The organism is Bradyrhizobium sp. 35 (genome assembly GCF_023073215.1).
Taxonomy (GTDB): Bacteria; Pseudomonadota; Alphaproteobacteria; order Rhizobiales; family Xanthobacteraceae; genus Bradyrhizobium; species Bradyrhizobium canariense_D.
This window is the reverse complement of sequence record NZ_JADPJC010000097.1, coordinates 1-16,982: the sequence shown is the minus strand read 5'-3', so window position 1 is coordinate 16,982 and position 16,982 is coordinate 1. Positions and strand designations below refer to the sequence as shown.

Sequence of the window (16,982 nt, the reverse complement as noted above, 5' to 3'; positions counted from 1 at the left end):
AGGCGTGTTGCTACTCGCTACGACAAACTTGCCAGAAACTTCTTGGCCGCCGTCCACCTCGCCGCTCTCGTCGCTTATTGGATCAATTGAGTCTGAACCCTAAATGGCAAACGCGGCAATCCTGATCGGCAACAGCCGGTATCGCAATTTGCAAAAGCTGGATTGTTGTGTCAACGATCTCGCGGCCATGAACGAACTCCTGGCGGCCACGCAAAAGTACGATTCCAGAACGACGATAGAAAACGTCGATGCAGATGCGTTGAAGCAACAGTTGCGGGACGCTGTCCATAAAGTCTCGGCCCCGAACGAATTGTTCTTCTATTTCACGGGGCATGGGCACGGGCATGAGGGCGAACTATTTTACTGCGCCACAGACTTTGACCCCAAGCACCCCAACCTGACTGGGTTGTCGACCACCGAGCTTCACGCCATCTTGCGATCCGCAAATGCTGCGCTGGTCGTCAAAGTGGTCGATGCGTGTCAGTCGGGAACGCGGCTCATAAAGTCGGAGGATAGCCTCTTTCGCATTCCGAAGGAAAGCTTTCAGGGCGATCATCCAGATCGCATCCTCCCTGGAGACGCAGAGTTCGCTCACGGGCGATCCCTTGAGCCTTTTTACGGGCAGGTTTCGCGATGCGACTCTCAGAAAGCTGGAAGGCCCTGTCTTGTACATGGACATCGTCTGGCCTGCGACGTCTCTATATCGCCCGCGACAACGATGCCGCGGGAGATGCCGGACAGGCTATTCTCGCCCAGCGCGCGGAAGCCGTCGGGATTGAAGTGATCCCGCTGTCGCCTCGACTGGGCGACTTCAACGAAGATCTGCACATCTTCGGCCTCGAGGCCCTCCGAGCAGCGTTGCTCCTTCAACTCGTACCGGAGGACGTCGTCCGCTTCCTGCATTCTCCGACGGTAGCTGCGGAATAGCCCGTGCACTTCGATCGGGGACGACAGCCCGGTCACGACGCGTCCAATGCCGGAAGAGCACGCGACCACGGCCTTCTAGAGGGCGATCGGACGGCAAGCGGCTCGGGCCGGCAATGGCTGCGTCCGGCTATTTTCCGCCGCGCGTGGGCGATGGAAGACACATTATTTATCTGGCCAGCGCGCTTTGCATCGCGAAGCAAAATAGCCGGCCTCCGCCATCCTCCGCTGCGCTTCGGCCCTTCGGGTTCTAGCCCGGTCGGCCGCTTCCCGAGGGCAGGATCGTCGCCGTAGCCGTCGCCGACATCTTCGATGCCCTGGTCGCGACCTTGAGCGACACTCGGCTCGAGCCGGATCTTGACGATCTGCTCTGGTCGACTGTCAACCTGTTCCATCGTGCCGTCGACCGCATCGAACGCCAACTCGACGACAACGAACAGGCGCAGCAGAAGAGCCAGCGCGAGCAGAACGGCTCCGAAGTTCGATCGGTCGAACTCGAGCGCCTGACGGCTGAAGGCATCACATTGATCGAGCGCCGCAACTGCTTGGAGCTCTTCCGCGACCAGGCCATCGAGCGCTTTGAGACGCACACCGGCTCATTCTGGCGCCCCCGATCGGGATCTCTGGTGAACCACCGCACCCTGACCGCAGCGATGATCGACTCCCGCGACTTCATCGCAGCCAAGCGCCGCAGCTGAGACCGAGGTCATGCTGCCCTCAGGACCAAAGATCGCGCTCACAGGTGGGCTCGACTTCAACGACCACCACCTCATCTGGGATCGTCTTGACAAGGTTCACGCCAAGCATCCCGACATGGTCCTGCTCCATGGCGGCTCCCCGAAGGGTGCCGAACTGATCGCTTCCAAATGGGCGACCACCCGCAAGGTAGCTCAGATCGCTTTCAAGCCCGACTGGACAAAGCATGCTAAGGCAGCGCCTTTCAAGCGGAACGACGCCATGCTCGAACTCCTGCCGATCGGCCTCATGCACTTCCCGGGCACGGGCATCCAGGACAACCTCGCCGATAAGGCGAAGCGACTCAGCATCCCTGTCTGGAGGTTCGGCGGCGCGTGAGCACCGTCTTCTCGACTTCCATCGAGGGGAAATTGTTCACGCCGCAACTCCGCCTCCTTTCAGTCTCATATCCATAGTTGCGCCGTGGTGGTGGTGGAAGGCGCAACTGGTACATCTATGCACATGGAGCCACCACCATGCTCGCTATTGGGCTTGTTCTCAACACACTCGGCATCGGCTTGTTCTGCTGGGCGATCTTTACGCTCGCTGTGTATGCGTTGCCGTTTTTCGTCGCACTGAGTATCGGGATGATAGCGTTTCAGAGCGGTGCCGGCCTCATCGGCGCGCTGCTTCTTGGAACGGCCGGCGGTGCCCTGACGCTCGTCCTAGGCCAGGTCGCCTTTGCTGTCACTCGGTTCTCGGCCTTGCAAATCGCGATCGCGACAGCATTTGCTGTTCCCGCCGCTGTCGCCGGCTATCATGTGGTGTTCGCGGTGTCCCATATCGGGGTGCCTTCGCCGGCTTGGCGTGAGGTCTTCGCTTGCCTCGGCGCAGTCTGCATTGGCGTTACGTCATGGACGCGCTTGATGGTTTTGGCGAAGACCCGCCCGTTCGAGCCGGGCGGGGTGGTGGAGAATCCGTCCTAACCAGTTCTTACGGCCCCATGGCCCGAGAGGATTACCGTTCACCGCCTTCATCGACGAACAGGTTCGCGTAGATCGGCGCGCTGAGCGATGACTAAGGCCTGATCGCGGGAGAGGCAATCCTCCTCCGAACTCCTCGACCAAGCCGCGGCATCCGGTCTGGCCCACGCAGCCGCGGCGGAGCGGTGTTGCCTCGATTCGTTCTTGGGAGACGATGCCGCCCTTTGCAGCAGATTGTTTCTCTTTCCGCGCTGAATCGTTCCGACCTCTTGTTCATCAAAACCGAGATAGCCACGCTTCTCCGCAAGATTGTGGTTCAGCACGCGGACGCACATGGCCTCGTTGATGGCTTGATCTGGCCGAAGACCGGCTTCGCCTCGATCGTCTGAGCCGCAACGCCGTTGATGCGACTTTCTTCCCCTGGGCTTCGCCCATTCCTCGGAGACAAGAAAGTCGCCACAACGACGTCCTCCGCTGCGCTCCGGCCCGCGAGCGGGTGCGTCGCCGATCGTCCTCGGCCCTAGATCGCCATCGAGGCCGCGGCGGTCGCGGGCTCGAAACACAACAGGTAGAGTAGGGGCACAGCGCCTGTCCGTCTTGCGACGGATGGTTTCTGCGCCCCTCTCGCCGAACCGGGCGTGCAAGTTTCCAAGCAACCGGCTCTCCATGCGCCGCTTACGCCGCGTGTGATCCTCACGCGTCCATGAGGGTGTTGAACGACGCCCAGAAGCGATCGGCTCCTTTGCGGAACTTCTCGCCAGGATCGTTCCATCCGTTCGGTATGCGTATGCCCCGGTGCGGGAAGTGGAGTGATCCGCCTTCCCGGAAGAACCGCAGCGATTTCGGTCCGTCGACCCATCGCCAGCGGCTGTCGGGCGCTGTTGCCTGGAAGCGGCGACGCAGCTCTTGCCACGTCGTCTTAGGATGCTTCCTGTGCAGCCATCGGCCGATGCGCTCCCACAGCCACCAATCCAGACTGGCGAAGTCCCGCGTGGCCCACGTGGCGTAGCGGTAGTAGTTTCGCCATCCGGTGATGACCGGGTTGAGATCGTCGATGAGATCGGCAAGGGCTTGGCCTGTCGGCGTCGCCTTCACCCTGACCTTGGTCTTGTGGCGCAGGTCTTTCAGCTTGCTCTTCGGAATGAAGAGATTACCGACCATACGTCCGGTGTGGCGTGCCTTGGTCTGCACCACCCGATAGCCGAGGAAGTCGAAGCCTTCCTCGACGCCGGTGATCCTGGTCTTTTCCATCGACAGTTCCATGCGCATTTCCGTTTTGAGGAACTGCGCCAACGCAAACTTTTCGGCTTCTGCTTCCTCGCGGGTCCCGTCCGTCAGCACGACGAAGTCGTCGGCGTAACGTACGGCGTAGAATGTAGGCCTGTTTCTCCGGCGATCGTAAAGCCGCCGGTCGGCTGCATTCTGCGGTCGTTCGCGAGGGCGCATCGACCACCGTCCGTATCTCTCGTCGATGGCCGCCAGATAGACGTTGGCCAGCAACGGCGAGATGATGCCGCCCTGCGGGGTGCCCGTAACAGGGTGGCGGACGGTGCCCTCGATCATGACACCGGCTTTTAGGAAGGCGAGCACGAGCCTAAGGACCTTGCGATCCCCGATGCGTCGGCGCGCACGCTCCATCAGCACATGATGATCGACGGCATCGAAGCAGCCCTTGATGTCACCCTCGATCACGAAGCGGTACTCGGAAGTGCCGCTGGGTGTGGGGTGAAGTCGTCGCTGGATTTTCGCCAGCGCATCATGGGTGCTACGGCCGGGCCGGAAGCCATAGGAGGTCGGATAGAAGTCCGCCTCGAAGATCGGCTCCAGCACGAGCTTCAAAGCCATTTGCACCAGCGCACGAATCGAGGAACTGCATGCTTGCTCCCCTTCGCCTCCGGCTCCGCCGGGTGTTGCCGGGCTCTTTGATCCTTGATCTTGAGGATCGCAATCAATGCCGATGCGCTGCACGCGCATGAAGTCGTCCGCGATGGTTTTGAAGGGCTGACGCCAGTGCGCGCCCGCGCCATCGAAGGCCAGGCTCGCTTCCGCATCTGCGAGCAGGGGTTCGAGGAAGTCTGCGCCGAGCACGGCGGTCATCTGCTCGAAGGCGGCGTCATCCCGAAGACGGACTTGCGGGTGCACCAGCCGTTCATGCGCTTTGAGCATGAACGGCAGGGGGTCATCTTGGCGCTGGCCAGCATGCCGGAGAGCGGCACGCTGCCGGCGAAGAACAAGTCTCGCCTGGCTGGCGTGACGGTCAACTACGAGCTCTCGCTGCGGCTGGATTTCGACGGTAAGGGGCCGAAGATCGGCGACATCTTTGTCACCCTGTTGGTTGCCCGCGACCGCAAACGCGCCGGCAAGATCGAGGAGATCGCGATCGGCGTGATCGAGTCCAGCTACGAGGGATTCCTTTACTACGAAACCGTAGAGTCGTTCCTGGCGGGCGACGGCGATGTGGAACCCGATGCTCCGGCGCCGACGCCCATTGCGCCGCCGACGGTTGACCAACCGAAGGTTACGTTGAACAAGGGTGTGAAACCGTTTGTGCCGCCTGAGGCACCGACGGCCAAGAGCGAGGAGGGTGATGCCCAAGGCTGATTTCTCCTTCGGGCAAAAGCAACGTTCGACATTGGTGAATACATGCGAGTAGGGACCCCCGGATTCGTGCCGGCGCGTCTGACCGAAATTCGGGCAGCGCGGCGGCTAACAAGTATGTCCGCGTTGGCGCGACGTCTTGGCGTAAATTCGAGCAGCGTCACGCGCTGGGAAGACGGCACAAGCGCGCCGGACGCCGACGCCATGGCCGCGTTGACGGAGACGCTCCAGGTTCGTCGGGAATTTTTCCTTCGTCCAACCTACGAGAACGACCACGCTCTCTTCTACCGCTCGTTGTCCTCGACGCTTGTTCGCGATATCAATTATCAGGAGTCACAGCTGCGATGGTTGCAGGAAATCAGCTCCATCCTGCAGCACTATGTCGAGTTCCCGAAGGTCGATATCCCTGATGTCCTTGCTGGCGCAAGCTACAAGCAGCTGCGCGACGAAGATATCGAACGTATCGCGCTTGATCTGCGCCGACATTGGAAGATAGGCGAGGGGCCATGCACGGATATGGTCGCTTTGCTGGAACGGATCGGGGTTACCGTCGGCTCGATCGAAATGGGCACCGCCAAGCTTGATGGCGTTTGCACCTGGTCTGCGTCAGAGGGACGGCCGCATATACTCTTGGCAACCGACAAGATGTCGTTTCCGCGCCGGCAGATGGATGCTGCTCACGAGCTAGCGCATGCCGTTCTGCACAGGCACGTCTCTCCCGAAGAGCTGCGCATGGATCTCAAACAGATCGAAGTGCAAGCTTTCCGTCTCGCAAGTGCGTTTCTGTTGCCGTCGACCACTTACCCGCGCGAAGTAAAGCGCCCGTCGCTCGCCGTGCTGGAGACCTTGAAGGAGAGATGGCGCGTTTCCATTAAGGCTCAAATCAAGCGGCTCAAAGATCTCGAACTTATTCCCGAAGGCTATGACGTGGATCTGTACAAGCTCTATTCCGCCAAGGGTTGGAATCGAGAAGAGCCACTTGATGATGCTTGGCCGCTCACAGAGCCGGGCATTCTCGCAAACGCTTTGAATCTGATCGCCGATGCAGGCGTTCGCACAAAGGCGGATTTGCTTGCAGTCGAATTCACGATGTCGGCTGGTGACGTTGAAAACCTCACATCGCTTCCGCCGGGCTGGTTTTCTGCGCCTGCGGCTGAAGTTCTTCAACTCAAAGCGCCAGCTAACCGTGAAGCCCCCCTCGATCGAGGGCAAGGCATCGTCGTTCCCTTTGCATGGAAGTAGATCTCAGCCGATCAGTGAGTACAAAGTCTCGCTAGCCCCGTGTCGCGCTTCCATGCGCAACACTGCTTTTGTACCCGTCACTAACACATTCGAGCTTTTCCGAAGCGACATAGTGTCCGGCTGCAAAGCAATCACCGCCGTTTGCCAAGTCTTGGTCGCTCGTCTCGTGCCTCATCATCTGGGAGGACTAGATCGACATGACTAACGCCCAAAGTGCTGGCGAGCTCAAATAGAGTGACGACCGTTGGATTGCGACGGCCACGCTCTAGGTCGCTAATATACTGTTGGGTGAATCCGGACACTTCGGCGAATTTCTCCTGCGTGAAGCGCTTCTGCTTCCGCAATCTTGCGAAATTCCGACCGACCAACTTGCGCATGTCCATCGGCGCAAATTGCGTCTTTACATACTACGAGGTTTATCTTCTATAGTATGTATTTCGACCCGCCCGCTCGTCGGCTAGTCCGCAATGAGGCTAAAATGAGAAGTGCGGACGAACTCGGCCAATCAGGGAAATTTGAATCATTTGCTGTTTGTTGAGGGGCTTATGACAAAACCGCAATTAGATCCTGACGTCGCGGATGTTGCGCCGAACGAGCCGGCGCTGACGGACTATGACGAACAGCATGTCGTCACGTACATTCGCCTTTTGCAGGCCGATGGTGAGGGAGCGGATTGGCGCGAAGTTGCTCGAGTGGTCTTGCATATGGACCCAGAGCGAGAGCCGGATCGTGCGCTGCGCGCGTATCAGAGTCATCTTGCGCGCGCAGAATGGGTGACGGAGCAGGGGCGACTCTTACGTGGCGCCGGCTCGAAATAGAACAAGATTTCTGACTGGTGTCTTGCGGGCAGAATTGTTTTCTTTTGCTGACGGGTGGTCATTCCGGGGCCCCACGTGGTGCCAAACTAGGGGCTTCCTACAACCGCTTCGTTCATACCTATTGCGCCGCAATCGTTGTTAACTGCGTGCAATGGGGCGGAAGCAATGCCTGAATTCGACTGGCGGTCGCCGGATTCCTACAAGAGCCTACAAAACGCCGAAATCACCGACATCGCCTCGGAATGTCTTCGTCGTAATGCGGACTATCGACGCGAGTACGAAGCGATGATCGCTAGCAGCCCAGATGGCGAAGCGACCACGGAGTTCAGGAGGAGGTGGGGCATCTGCTTTCGCCCATGACCCCCAACGGTCCTTCGACGAGCAGATAATCTTTTGGGCGCCTGAGGTTCTAACAACCGTCGTTCCGATCACGGTCGCCTCGGCCGCCGATCGCAGTTCGGCTGCTCGGCCACTGCTCGACCTTACAGCGGGGCAGGTGCGCCGCGCCGCCGACGGCTGGCATATCGTGCTGCGCATCGGGGCGACGGATCACCGTGTCTGGTCCAAAGAGCCTCCCGTGGTCGGCGCGTCATACGCAGCCGAATTGCCGTTTAACGGTGATTTGGAAGCGCGCGCCTATGCAGCCCGGCGGCTGTGGCGCGCGATGCATGGACGCGCGCAAGGTCCTGCCTTTCATCTAAGCAGCGGCGCGAGCGCCTGAGCGCCGCCATCCGCGCGCTCGATGCGCATACAGCAGGTGGCAGTTATCGCATGACCGCCGAAGCGCTGTTCGGCAAGAAGCGCATCCCTGATCGCGCCTGGAAGACGCACGATTTGCGCAATCGAACAGTCCGCCTGGTGCAGGGCGGCCTCGCGTTGGTACGCGGAGGCTACCGCAAACTTCTGCGGCCCGGCCGCAGGCACAAGTAGCCCCTCGGCCGAGGGGTATCGAAAATCGCCCCCTCCATATTCGGCATCCCCCTCCGATATCGCGCTTCTCCATGATGACCGCACACACGCCGGCCTAGCCAAGCGTAGTGCGCTGTCCTCCTGGAGTTCTCAAATGCCCGATCCGATGGCCGGTCTTCCCCCGCGATTCCTGCGTACACCTGAGGCGGCGCGCTATCTTGGCCTGTCCGGCCGCACGCTGGAGAAGCACCGCACGTACGGTACTGGGCCCACCTATCGGAAGATCGGCGGACGTGTTGTCAACGCCGTCGATGACCTGAAAGCATGGGCCGACCGGGGCGCCAAGACATCGACCTCCGACCCCGGCAAGGGAACGGTGCTGCCGGCCAAGAAGCATCCCGCGCTGCGCCCTTATGCCGGCCAGGAACGTCGGTGATCACCACGGATGGATTGTGATCATGCGGCGCAAACTCCATTCCGAGCGCGATCAGCTTGAGCTATTCGGGCGCTGCCCGGTGACCTAGCGCCCCGCGACGCGCAGGATCTGATGGCATATCCGTTCTTCTCGCTCGCAAAGACCAAGCGGATCGTACCGATCGATTTCCGTGCCGGTGCGATCGCAATTCGGTCGAAGCGGCGCCCGAACATGGCATGGCGACCATTTGGAATGCAGACGTTCTGATCTGGGCTGCATCCCAGATCGTCGAAGCCCGTGACGCCGGCTTGAAGACGTCGCGCCTGATGGCTGCAACGCCGTATGAGATACTGACGTTTGTTGGCCGCGGCACCAGCGCACGTGACTATGACCGCCTGAAGGCTGGTCTGGACAGACTTCAGTCAACGACCGTGCTGACATCGATCCGTCAGCCGACAGAACGACGGCGACACCGCTTCTCCTGGATCAACGAGTGGAAAGAGACGGCCGATGCAAATGGACATCCATTTGGGGTCGAACTGATTCTGCCGGATTGGTTCTATGCCGGCGTTATCGACGACGCGCTGGTGCTGACGATCGACCGCGCTTACTTCGACCTGACGGGTGGACTTGAGCGCTGGCTTTACCGCCTCGTGCGCAAGCTCGGGAGACGCCGCTCCGCCGTCGCGGAAGGAAAAGGCGCGCGTGGAAGCGGCCGGGTCGCGGAGGCCCTTACACAGCCGCAGCGACCCGGCCGCGCTTGCCGCCGGCGCCAAACCGGAAGGTCGTGCCATCGATCCAGATCTTGTGCAGCAGCACGGCGAGCGCGCGCGCCACCGCGGTCGCCGCGCGCTTCAGACCCTTCTTCCTGGCCAGCCGCAGGCCCTACAGCCGCAGCTTAAAATTTTTCGGAATGCGCGTGAGGATCGCGTTCGCTGCCTCGTACAGCATCGCTCGCGTCAGCTCATCGCCGCATTTGGAGATGCTGCCGATCCGGTCGGTCTGGCCGGATTGATAGCGCCGCGGCGTCAGCCCGAAATGGGCGCCGACATTGGTCGACTTCCTGAATCGCGTCGGATCGTCAACGGTGGCTCGGAATGTCAGCGCCACGAGCGCGCCGACGCCGGGCACTGTCATCATCCGTCGCACCGCGCTGTCGCTGCGCGCCGCCGTCAGCGCGAGCCGGTGCAGTTTTGCCAACTGCAGCCGCATCGCATTGCGCGCGTCGAGCAGCGGCGTGACGATCGCCTCCAATTCCTTCTTCCCGGCCAAGAGATCGCGCACCCGCGTGTCAAAACGGCCGACCGAGATCTCGCCGACTTTCAGGCCAAACGGGCGCAACAGGCCACGGATCATGTTCTCCATGTCCAGCACCTTGCCGAGCATCGCCTTGCGCCCGACCAGCAGCGCGCGCAGCGTTTGCGCGGCCTCCGACTTGACGTGCACCGCGCGGAACCAGCCGGTCCGCATCATCTGCGCGATCCCCTTCGCGTCATTCCGATCGGTCTTGTTCAGCATGGCGTTCAGCGCCGCCTTGGCATGCCGGGTCTCGATACAGATTACGGGCAGGCCCTTTTCGGAAAGCGCCGTGAACAGCCAGGCGCTGTACGAGAAGGCTTCCAGCCCGACGCGCTTGAGGTGGATTCCCCATTCCGCCAGGAACAGCTCGATCGCATCCGGATCGGTCTCCAGTTTCGCCTCCCGGACCACCTTGCCGTCACCGTTCACTACGCAAATATTGGTCGCCTCCAGCGACACGTCGAGCCCTGCATAGAAGTCCATCATGCGCCTCCACCGCCGACCGCCGGACCGCACCGCACGTTCCGTTCGCGAATCGCTGTGAAGCATTTTCGCAGCAGCACGGCCGGCGAGGGGGCACCGGTCAGTACCCCGGCTACCAGAAATCCTTCGGATTTCTTCTAACGGACCAGGCGGAAAGCCGCGTTGGCGGCGCCCGGAAACGGCGGTCCGTCAGTCTAGCTCGCCCTTGCGGGCCACGCACACTCTCCGCCGAGCCTCAAGCTCACGGCTACCAGCTCCAGCGTCATGGAGCCGCCGCATGAGCTATCTCACGGAAGTAGAAGTGTTGTGGCTCGAGAAGCGTATCGAAAACCGCATTCGGTTCGGCCGCGTTGTCGAGGAACGCAAGATCGATCGCCACCGGCGTGTCCTGTCATTTGAGCCCGGCAGCATCTTTTGCCTTCGTCCGTTGGACCTCCAACGACTTTGGGACAATCATTTCTCGGATCGACATCTTGCGCGCGGTCGCGCCGGGACAGCGCTGCTCGACTGTACCGTACGTGAAGCCCGGCGGACAGATCCTGCTGCGGCTGTCTGGTTGGCCGAAGGTCGAACGGGTGCTGCAGATGGTCGATGCCGTCGAGGCCCTCGGTACCGATCCCGCTGATGTTGCGCCTGATCATTGGCATCACGTTCATAACCGTCTGTTCGTCAACGAGAACCCGCGTCCCTGTACGACAGCGCGCCACCAGGCCTGGCTTCACCGTCAGAGGGTAATGCGATGACGCGACGCCTGAAGACGCTGGCCGCGAGTTTTGTGGCTGCTGCTGCGCTCGCCGCGACGATCGCCCTGGAGCCGCTTCCGCTCTACATCTGGAATGCATCCGCGAGCGTGCCGATCGGACTCTATCGCTTGCGACCGGCGGAACAATTCCATGTCACTGAGTTGGTCGCCGTGCAGCCGCCGGAGCCGCTCGCGACCTTCCTCGATCTAAACGGCTATTTGCCCATTGGCGTCCCCATGCTCAAGCGCGTGCTCGCCCTGCCGGGGCAGAGTGTTTGCAGAATCGGCCTCACGATCTCGGTCGACGACATCGCCGTGGGCGAGGCGAGGGATCGCGACAGACGCGGCCGGCCGCTGCCGAAGTGGCAGGGCTGCCGCGTGGTCGGAGACGGCGAGCTCTCTCTCATGAACTGGCAGTCTCACGACTCTCTTGATGGCCGATATTTTGGATTCTTGCCGGCGTCGGCAGTGATCGGCCGTGCGCTGCCGGTGTGGACGTGGGAGGAGTGATCGTGCGTGTTCCACGCTCTTACTCCGCCATTCCTCTGTTCGATCGATCGCTGGACCATTCCTCCGTTTTCTAATCGCGGCCCATCATGCAAGCCCTTTCTTTCCCATTCTCAGCACACCCAAAGATGCTAGTTCTTTCCGTCGAACCGATGGCGAGCAAAAGTTTGTTTGGCACGGCGAGGTCAAGCCCGGAGCCGCCGAAGGCGGGGGCGCAAAGCGCCAGGCTTGAGCTCGCTGGGCCAAACAAACAAACTGTTCCGCCAGTTTCGATCCTATGCCAAGCGCTGTCCATAGTGTCAGTCGCTGCCGAGTCCACGGTTCTCTTCGCAGTCCGATTGGCTCAACGGCTGCATTTATGCGTCAGAAGGTCGGCGCCGCTATGTCCCGAGCGCGGTCTGCATTTCTGCAGCCGCAGAAGGAATGGCGCGGTCGCCGGCGCTCGTCCCGGCAGGGACCTCTCACCGCCATCGCTGACAGCGGATCTCCACGCTGTTTGTACCTATTAGGCGATCGCGGCGCGGGCACCCCACTGGAATGGCGTCCCGTCACGCCACATGTGATGCAGGATGACCGCCAGTTTCCTCGCAACTGCGACCATTGCCCGTTTGCTACCCAATCGTTCGATCAATGCGCGTCCCCATTCCTGGAGTGGAGAGGGTCGAGAGCAGCGGCGCAGCACGACGCAAGCAGCCTCGTAAAGCAAGGTTCGCATAGCTGGGTCGCCAGCACGCGAGATAGCTCCAGCCCTGTCGGTTTCACCCGACTGGAATCTCCGAGGAGTAAGCCCGAGATATGCAGCGACTTCGCGAGCGCTTGAACCGGTGTGGATCTTCGACCGTGCCTATGTACGAAAGCGCAACAATTACGCCGACGCCAGGGGCAGTCATGAGACGCTTGGCGATCGGATCGGCCGATGCCCGTCGGCAAAGCGCGCCGTCGAAGACTGCGATTTGCTCCTGCAGGGTACCGAGAGCAATCAACATGGGTTCGACAATGGTCAACAGCACCGGATTGTCCTGGATCGCCGACCGGGCAATTTGGATGTATCTCCGCTGACTTCCGATCTTGAGGATCAAACCGAAAGTCTTCAGCAGTCCGCGGACCGTATTCTTGATCTTCAAGGCCGTGCTGACGAGCTGGGCGCGTGCGCTGATCATCGCGCGGATTGCGTAGGTATCCATACTCTTGACCAGCACTTGCCGGTACCAGCCAACGCGAACGACCTGTGCGATCCCTTGCGCGTCGTTGGCATCAGTTTTGTTAATCTGGAGCGACAACGCTGCCTTGGCATGACGGGCATCGATGCAGATAATTGGCACTCGGCGCTTCTTAAGTTCGTGGAAGAGCCACACGGACAGCATTCCGGTCTCGAGGCCGACCCGCATAGCATTTGGCGCGTGCTTGCAGACAAGTTTCTCGATTTCGTCTGGCGTCGATGCACAACATCCTCGCCAGAGCGTTTGACCGGTTTCGTCGACAACGCAAGCTTTGGTTTCTTCAAGCGACACATCAAGACCAACATATTGAGCCATTGGGTGCATTGCATTGCTCCTTCGACGGGGAATCAGTGCGGAGAGCCTAGCAATGAGTGTTCTCCGCGATTACCCCATGTCCCGACCAACGCTTGCAGGGCCGACGCGCGCCGCGGCAGTCAAGGGCGGCCGCATGGCCGGCGCGAAGCGGCTTTCCTCTGGACGGGCGGGAGCACGACGGCATGCTTGGCTCGGTCGGGCGTGCGTGTTTGGGCTGTCGTGTCGCTGCTGGTTGTTTTCGCTGCGTCAGACGGTACTGCTCTAGCCGAGAGTGGATCAGTGTTAGCTCAAGCGGTTGCTCAGGCAAGCAACCCGTTTGCAGCTTTCGTCGACGAAGCCTCGAAGCGTTTTGCAATTCCGGTGAACTGGATCGGTTCGGTCATTAACGTCGAAAGCGCTAGAGACGTGCGCGCCAAGTCGCCCAAAGGCGCAATGGGCCTAATGCAGATCATGCCGGCGACTTGGGCGGAACTTCGCGAGCGCTACAGTCTCGGGAACGACCCCTACGATCCGTACGACAACATTCTGGCCGGTACGGCCTATTTGCGCGAACTGCTCGACCGGTACGGCTCGCCTGGCGTGTTTGCCGTGTACAACGCGGGACCATCTCGCTATGAAGAGCATCTCGCAGGCGGCTCCCTGCAAGAGGAGACGCGAGCCTACGTCGCGAAGCTTGCAAATCTACTCGGCATCGAATTGCCGCCGAGATGGCCGTCCAGCGGACAGTCAGCAGCAGCTGCAACGCTATTCGTTACGCGATCCGGTCTCATGAAAACACGCGTTCGGTTGCCGGCGCTCATGCCGTCGAGCGGCGTCACGACTGCAATCTCTGCGCCCGATGTTTCGCCCATGGTCCCCCGGGCTATTGGCGTGTTCGTCCCTCGATCGGATGCGGGAGTATCGCAATGACCAAGTGCGCGGGTTCGCAAGCCTTCGTGTGCTTCACCAAGCAGGTGCCGCGTGTTGATGGCGTATGGGCGATGCCTTCGGCCCGCGCTCTACTCGTCGCTTCGCTCCTCACCGAGCCACCCTTCGGGGTGTCTCGGCCCTTCGGGTAACGATCGCTATCGCAAGCGCTCGGAAGCAGTGGGGGCTTCGCGAGCCGGCTGCCAAGTCGCGACGGCTCTTTCGGGATCCGGCGACTGGGAGACCACGACGGCAGGACGGCAGGATAAAAGCCGCAAGGTGCGGCCGGTCGGTTGTGAGAGAAAGTGTATGGATTTCAATGATCGACTAAACATTGCGGCGACTCGGAGCAAAGTTCAGCTTTCCCTAAGGCGCTGTTCTTACACGGCTTTCGATGCCTTGCGGCGGCCGGAATGACGCGCGAGGATGATCTTCGGACCCGTCCCGGCCGTATCCGCTCCACGCGCGCGCCCCGGACAAAGCCGTTTGTGGCGCAGGTACTCACAGCCGCTCAGAAGGCCGGCGGCCTCTCGCGAGGCAAGGATGGCCGTGGCGGAAAGTTTGGACGCGGCCGCGCCGCGAGCATCGCTGCGGCACGGCTCAACGCCAGCGGCCGCGGTGCTATGGTCAAGGCGCGGGTGGTGCGGCGGATGCGTTCGCCGGGCGCGTTGCGCGCCCATATCGGTTACCTGCAGCGCGACGGAATCTCACGAGACGGCGCTCAGGGCAAACTATTCGACGCTGAGGCGGATGATGCGGACGGTTGCGCCTTCGTCAGGCGTTGCGAGGGTGACCGCCATCATTTTAGGTTCATTGTCTCGCCTGATAATGCGGGTGAATTTGCCAGCCTGCGTAGCTTCAGTCGGGAGCTGATGGACCAAGCCTCGCGCGACCCTGGCACACGGCTTGACTGGAGGCGGTCGACCACTCGAATACAGAGCATCCGCACATTCACATCCTCGTGCGGGGCCGTACCGATGATGGTGCCGACCTCATCATCACTCGCGGTTATTTCGCTATGGGCTTGCGCGCCGGCGCCAGCGACCTTGTCATGCGCGAACTTGGCCCTCGTTCGGAGCTCGAGACTCGCCAGAGCCTTGAGGCGGACACGACGAGCCGAACGCTGGACCACACTCGATCGGACGCTTGCCCGGGAAGCGGGGACGGCGGACGGCGTTATCAATTTGAGGTCCGAGCGGGATGCCGGGCGCGATCCATTGCGGGAAAGCGGATCGGGCGCATGCGGACGCTCGCGCGGCGCGGTTTGGCGGAACCTGCGGGCCCCGCCGTCCGGGTTCTGGCCCCCGATGCGGAGGCGAGCTTGCGCGCGCTGGGCGAGCGCGGTGACATCATCAAGCGGCTGCACTAAACCCTCACGCGGGACGGCGCCAGCCGCACCCCCGCATCCTGGGCACTGGAGGGCGAAACTCATGGCGAACCAATCGTTGGCCGTCTCATCGGGCGCGGGCTTGATGAAGGGCACAGCCTTTGCCGTTGTCGACGGGATTGACGGGCGTGTGCATCACGTGAAGCTTCCTGCTGTCGAGGCGGCCGGCGATGGGCCGATCGGTGGGATCGTGGAACTGCGCCGGTTTGCGGACACCCGTGGTCGAACACGGATTGCGCTCGCGGTTCGCTCGGAGCTCTTTCTGGACCAGCAGGTCGCGGCGGATGGAGCAACGTGGCTAGACCGGCAGCTCGTCGCGCGAGATCCTGCCGAGCTCTCGCGCATTGCGTTTGGCGCCGAGGTCCGTGCGCACTTGAACGGCGCATCGATGTTTTGGCCGACCAAGGACCCGCCCGGCGCGATGGCAACAAGGTCCGGCTAAGCCGCAACGTGATCGAAAGCCTCCGCGACCGCGAACTCGACGTCGTTACACGACGGCTCATGGAGCAAGCGGGGCTTCCGCACTTATCATCTGATGTAGGTGAGCAGATCTGAGGGGATTATCGTGGACGTCTGTCAGTGGCGTCCGCACGCTTCGCGATGATCGAGAACGGCCTCGGCTTTCAGCTTGTGCCCTGGTCGCCTTCGCTCGAGCGGGAGTGGCCGAGAGAGCGCGTGGCGCTCATCAACGGCTGTATGATCATGCTGGGTGCACTGGGCGCGGTAACGGCAACCGCACCAGCCGAGGCATTGCTTAACTGGATAGGCTGGCGCGGTCTATTTGAGGTGCTTGCCGCATCCAGCGCCTCCGCGGCCGCTTCGATCTATTTTTTGGTTCCAGAGCATGAGGCAACTGCGAAGAGCCCTCCAGGGACAGTCAGCCTGAAGACCGTCTATACGGATGGGCGGTTCTGGAGAATTGCGCCGATTTTCTTCAACATGTATCGGGTCCGCGTGGGCCCTGCAGTCCTTGTGGGCAGCGTCCTGGCTGAGCGATGTGGAAGGGTTGGATCGAACAAGCCTTGTCACTCGATTGCTCGCAATGGCGATAGCCCTAAGCATTGGCGCATTGCTGCTCAGCGTGGTCGCCGATTCACTGCGCCGGCATGGCAAGAACATTGAAACGTTGCTCTCAATCGTAGCTGCTGTGTTCATTGCAGCCGAACTCGCGCTGATATTGCATCCGTCATTCCCGTCGCTACCGTCGTGGATCGTTGTGGCGGTGGTCGGATCAGCAATCGTCCTCAGCTACGATCATCGGAGATTACTTTCCGGCCCAACTGATCGCGCGCGCAAACGGCGTGCTCAACCTTCTGCATTTCGGGTGGGCTTTCCTCGTCCAGTACGGGACGGGGTTAATTCTCGAGCAATGGCCGGTAAAGGACGGACACTACCCCTCAATCGCGTATCAGACGGCGTTCAGTATGAATGTTGTGCTGCAGCTGGTCGCACTAGCCTAGGGTTCAGACTCAATTGATCCAATAAGCGACGAGAGCGGCGAGGTGGACGGCGGCCAAGAAGTTTCTGGCAAGTTTGTCGTAGCGAGTAGCAACACGCCT

Annotated in this window: 18 protein-coding genes and 7 pseudogenes; 19 read left to right on the top strand and 6 right to left on the bottom strand. The window is 61.1% G+C overall.

Features of this window, described 5'->3' with window-relative positions:
- From IVB36_RS20655 to IVB36_RS20630, 6 genes and pseudogenes are all read left to right on the top strand, one after another.
- A pseudogene (locus tag IVB36_RS20655) lies at window positions 1–90 on the top strand (IS5/IS1182 family transposase); the annotation flags it as partial.
- 13 nt (window positions 91–103) lie between these two features.
- A complete protein-coding gene (locus tag IVB36_RS20650) occupies window positions 104–784 on the top strand; it encodes a caspase family protein (RefSeq protein ID WP_247392855.1) in 681 nt (226 codons plus the stop codon).
- Window positions 682–927: pseudogene (locus IVB36_RS20645) on the top strand (toprim domain-containing protein); the annotation flags it as partial. The gene IVB36_RS20650 and the pseudogene IVB36_RS20645, both read left to right, overlap by 103 nt.
- A gap of 257 nt (window positions 928–1,184) precedes the next feature.
- Window positions 1,185–1,998: pseudogene (locus IVB36_RS20640) on the top strand (DUF2493 domain-containing protein); the annotation flags it as partial.
- Between the two features lie 137 nt (window positions 1,999–2,135).
- Window positions 2,136–2,585 carry a hypothetical protein gene (locus IVB36_RS20635; protein ID WP_247392854.1) on the top strand — a complete coding sequence of 150 codons (450 nt, stop codon included), beginning with the start codon at window positions 2,136–2,138 and terminating at the stop codon, window positions 2,583–2,585.
- 221 nt (window positions 2,586–2,806) lie between these two features.
- Window positions 2,807–2,971, top strand: a complete 165-nt coding sequence (locus IVB36_RS20630; RefSeq protein WP_247392853.1) for a hypothetical protein — start codon at window positions 2,807–2,809, stop codon at window positions 2,969–2,971.
- Between the two features lie 304 nt (window positions 2,972–3,275).
- Here IVB36_RS20630 and IVB36_RS20625 read toward each other — a convergent pair whose 3' ends face one another.
- A complete protein-coding gene (locus IVB36_RS20625; protein WP_247392852.1) occupies window positions 3,276–4,556 on the bottom strand; it encodes a reverse transcriptase domain-containing protein in 1,281 nt (426 codons plus the stop codon).
- On the opposite strand from IVB36_RS20625, the gene IVB36_RS20620 reads away from it, so the two are divergent.
- Together IVB36_RS20620 and IVB36_RS20615 are read left to right on the top strand one after the other, a co-directional pair.
- Entirely contained in the window at window positions 4,518–5,183 is a 666-nt protein-coding gene (locus IVB36_RS20620; protein WP_247392851.1) for a hypothetical protein, read from the top strand. The two genes, IVB36_RS20625 and IVB36_RS20620, sit on opposite strands and share 39 nt — an antisense overlap.
- Before the next feature lie 42 nt (window positions 5,184–5,225).
- The gene (locus IVB36_RS20615; RefSeq protein ID WP_256467266.1) at window positions 5,226–6,422 is read left to right on the top strand and encodes an XRE family transcriptional regulator; all 1,197 of its coding nucleotides are present in this window, start codon (window positions 5,226–5,228) and stop codon (window positions 6,420–6,422) included.
- A gap of 131 nt (window positions 6,423–6,553) precedes the next feature.
- On the opposite strand, the gene IVB36_RS20610 is transcribed toward IVB36_RS20615, so the two are convergent.
- Window positions 6,554–6,799, bottom strand: a complete 246-nt coding sequence (locus IVB36_RS20610; RefSeq protein WP_236840886.1) for a helix-turn-helix transcriptional regulator — start codon at window positions 6,797–6,799, stop codon at window positions 6,554–6,556.
- Between the two features lie 168 nt (window positions 6,800–6,967).
- Between IVB36_RS20610 and IVB36_RS20605 the strand changes: the two genes are divergently transcribed.
- From IVB36_RS20605 to IVB36_RS20585, 5 genes and pseudogenes are all read left to right on the top strand, one after another.
- The gene (locus IVB36_RS20605; protein WP_247392849.1) at window positions 6,968–7,240 is read left to right on the top strand and encodes a DUF2285 domain-containing protein; all 273 of its coding nucleotides are present in this window, start codon (window positions 6,968–6,970) and stop codon (window positions 7,238–7,240) included.
- A 165-nt stretch (window positions 7,241–7,405) separates the two neighbouring features.
- Entirely contained in the window at window positions 7,406–7,600 is a 195-nt protein-coding gene (locus tag IVB36_RS20600) for a DUF6499 domain-containing protein (RefSeq protein WP_247392848.1), read from the top strand.
- 294 nt (window positions 7,601–7,894) lie between these two features.
- Complete coding sequence (locus IVB36_RS20595) at window positions 7,895–8,170, top strand: DUF2285 domain-containing protein (protein ID WP_247392847.1); 276 nt, start codon at window positions 7,895–7,897, stop codon at window positions 8,168–8,170.
- 133 nt (window positions 8,171–8,303) lie between these two features.
- Complete coding sequence (locus tag IVB36_RS20590) at window positions 8,304–8,585, top strand: helix-turn-helix domain-containing protein (protein WP_247392846.1); 282 nt, start codon at window positions 8,304–8,306, stop codon at window positions 8,583–8,585.
- Window positions 8,586–8,607: 22 nt separating this feature from the next.
- Window positions 8,608–9,241: pseudogene (locus IVB36_RS20585) on the top strand (replication initiator protein A); the annotation flags it as partial.
- A 55-nt stretch (window positions 9,242–9,296) separates the two neighbouring features.
- Here the strand turns inward: IVB36_RS20585 and IVB36_RS20580 are convergent.
- Window positions 9,297–10,346, bottom strand: a pseudogene (locus IVB36_RS20580) (IS110 family transposase).
- Window positions 10,347–10,680: 334 nt separating this feature from the next.
- Between IVB36_RS20580 and IVB36_RS20575 the strand changes: the two are divergent.
- Window positions 10,681–11,089 (top strand): annotated as a pseudogene (locus IVB36_RS20575) (DUF2840 domain-containing protein).
- Window positions 11,086–11,598, top strand: a complete 513-nt coding sequence (locus IVB36_RS20570) for a S26 family signal peptidase (RefSeq protein ID WP_247392845.1) — start codon at window positions 11,086–11,088, stop codon at window positions 11,596–11,598. Before IVB36_RS20575 ends, IVB36_RS20570 begins: the two are co-directional and overlap by 4 nt.
- A gap of 502 nt (window positions 11,599–12,100) precedes the next feature.
- Here IVB36_RS20570 and IVB36_RS40480 read toward each other — a convergent pair.
- Together IVB36_RS40480 and IVB36_RS20565 are read right to left on the bottom strand one after the other, a co-directional pair.
- Complete coding sequence (locus tag IVB36_RS40480) at window positions 12,101–12,427, bottom strand: transposase (RefSeq protein ID WP_346731057.1); 327 nt, start codon at window positions 12,425–12,427, stop codon at window positions 12,101–12,103.
- Window positions 12,354–13,139: a transposase gene (locus tag IVB36_RS20565; RefSeq protein WP_346731056.1), complete on the bottom strand. Its 786-nt coding sequence runs from the start codon at window positions 13,137–13,139 to the stop codon at window positions 12,354–12,356. The genes IVB36_RS40480 and IVB36_RS20565 overlap by 74 nt, the downstream gene beginning before the upstream one ends.
- Window positions 13,140–13,409: 270 nt before the next feature.
- On the opposite strand from IVB36_RS20565, the gene IVB36_RS20560 reads away from it, so the two are divergent.
- The 4 genes from IVB36_RS20560 (at window position 13,410) to IVB36_RS20545 (ending at window position 16,545) form a co-directional block, all read left to right on the top strand.
- Window positions 13,410–14,039 (top strand): lytic transglycosylase domain-containing protein, encoded by a 630-nt coding sequence (locus IVB36_RS20560; RefSeq protein WP_247392844.1) that lies wholly within the window; start codon window positions 13,410–13,412, stop codon window positions 14,037–14,039.
- 1,237 nt (window positions 14,040–15,276) lie between these two features.
- Window positions 15,277–15,405 (top strand): DUF3363 domain-containing protein, encoded by a 129-nt coding sequence (locus tag IVB36_RS20555; protein WP_247392843.1) that lies wholly within the window; start codon window positions 15,277–15,279, stop codon window positions 15,403–15,405.
- A gap of 61 nt (window positions 15,406–15,466) precedes the next feature.
- The gene (locus tag IVB36_RS20550) at window positions 15,467–15,865 is read left to right on the top strand and encodes a DUF3363 domain-containing protein (RefSeq protein ID WP_247367596.1); all 399 of its coding nucleotides are present in this window, start codon (window positions 15,467–15,469) and stop codon (window positions 15,863–15,865) included.
- A 137-nt stretch (window positions 15,866–16,002) separates the two neighbouring features.
- Complete coding sequence (locus IVB36_RS20545; RefSeq protein ID WP_247392842.1) at window positions 16,003–16,545, top strand: hypothetical protein; 543 nt, start codon at window positions 16,003–16,005, stop codon at window positions 16,543–16,545.
- A 347-nt stretch (window positions 16,546–16,892) separates the two neighbouring features.
- Here IVB36_RS20545 and IVB36_RS20540 read toward each other — a convergent pair.
- A pseudogene (locus IVB36_RS20540) lies at window positions 16,893–16,982 on the bottom strand (IS5/IS1182 family transposase); the annotation flags it as partial.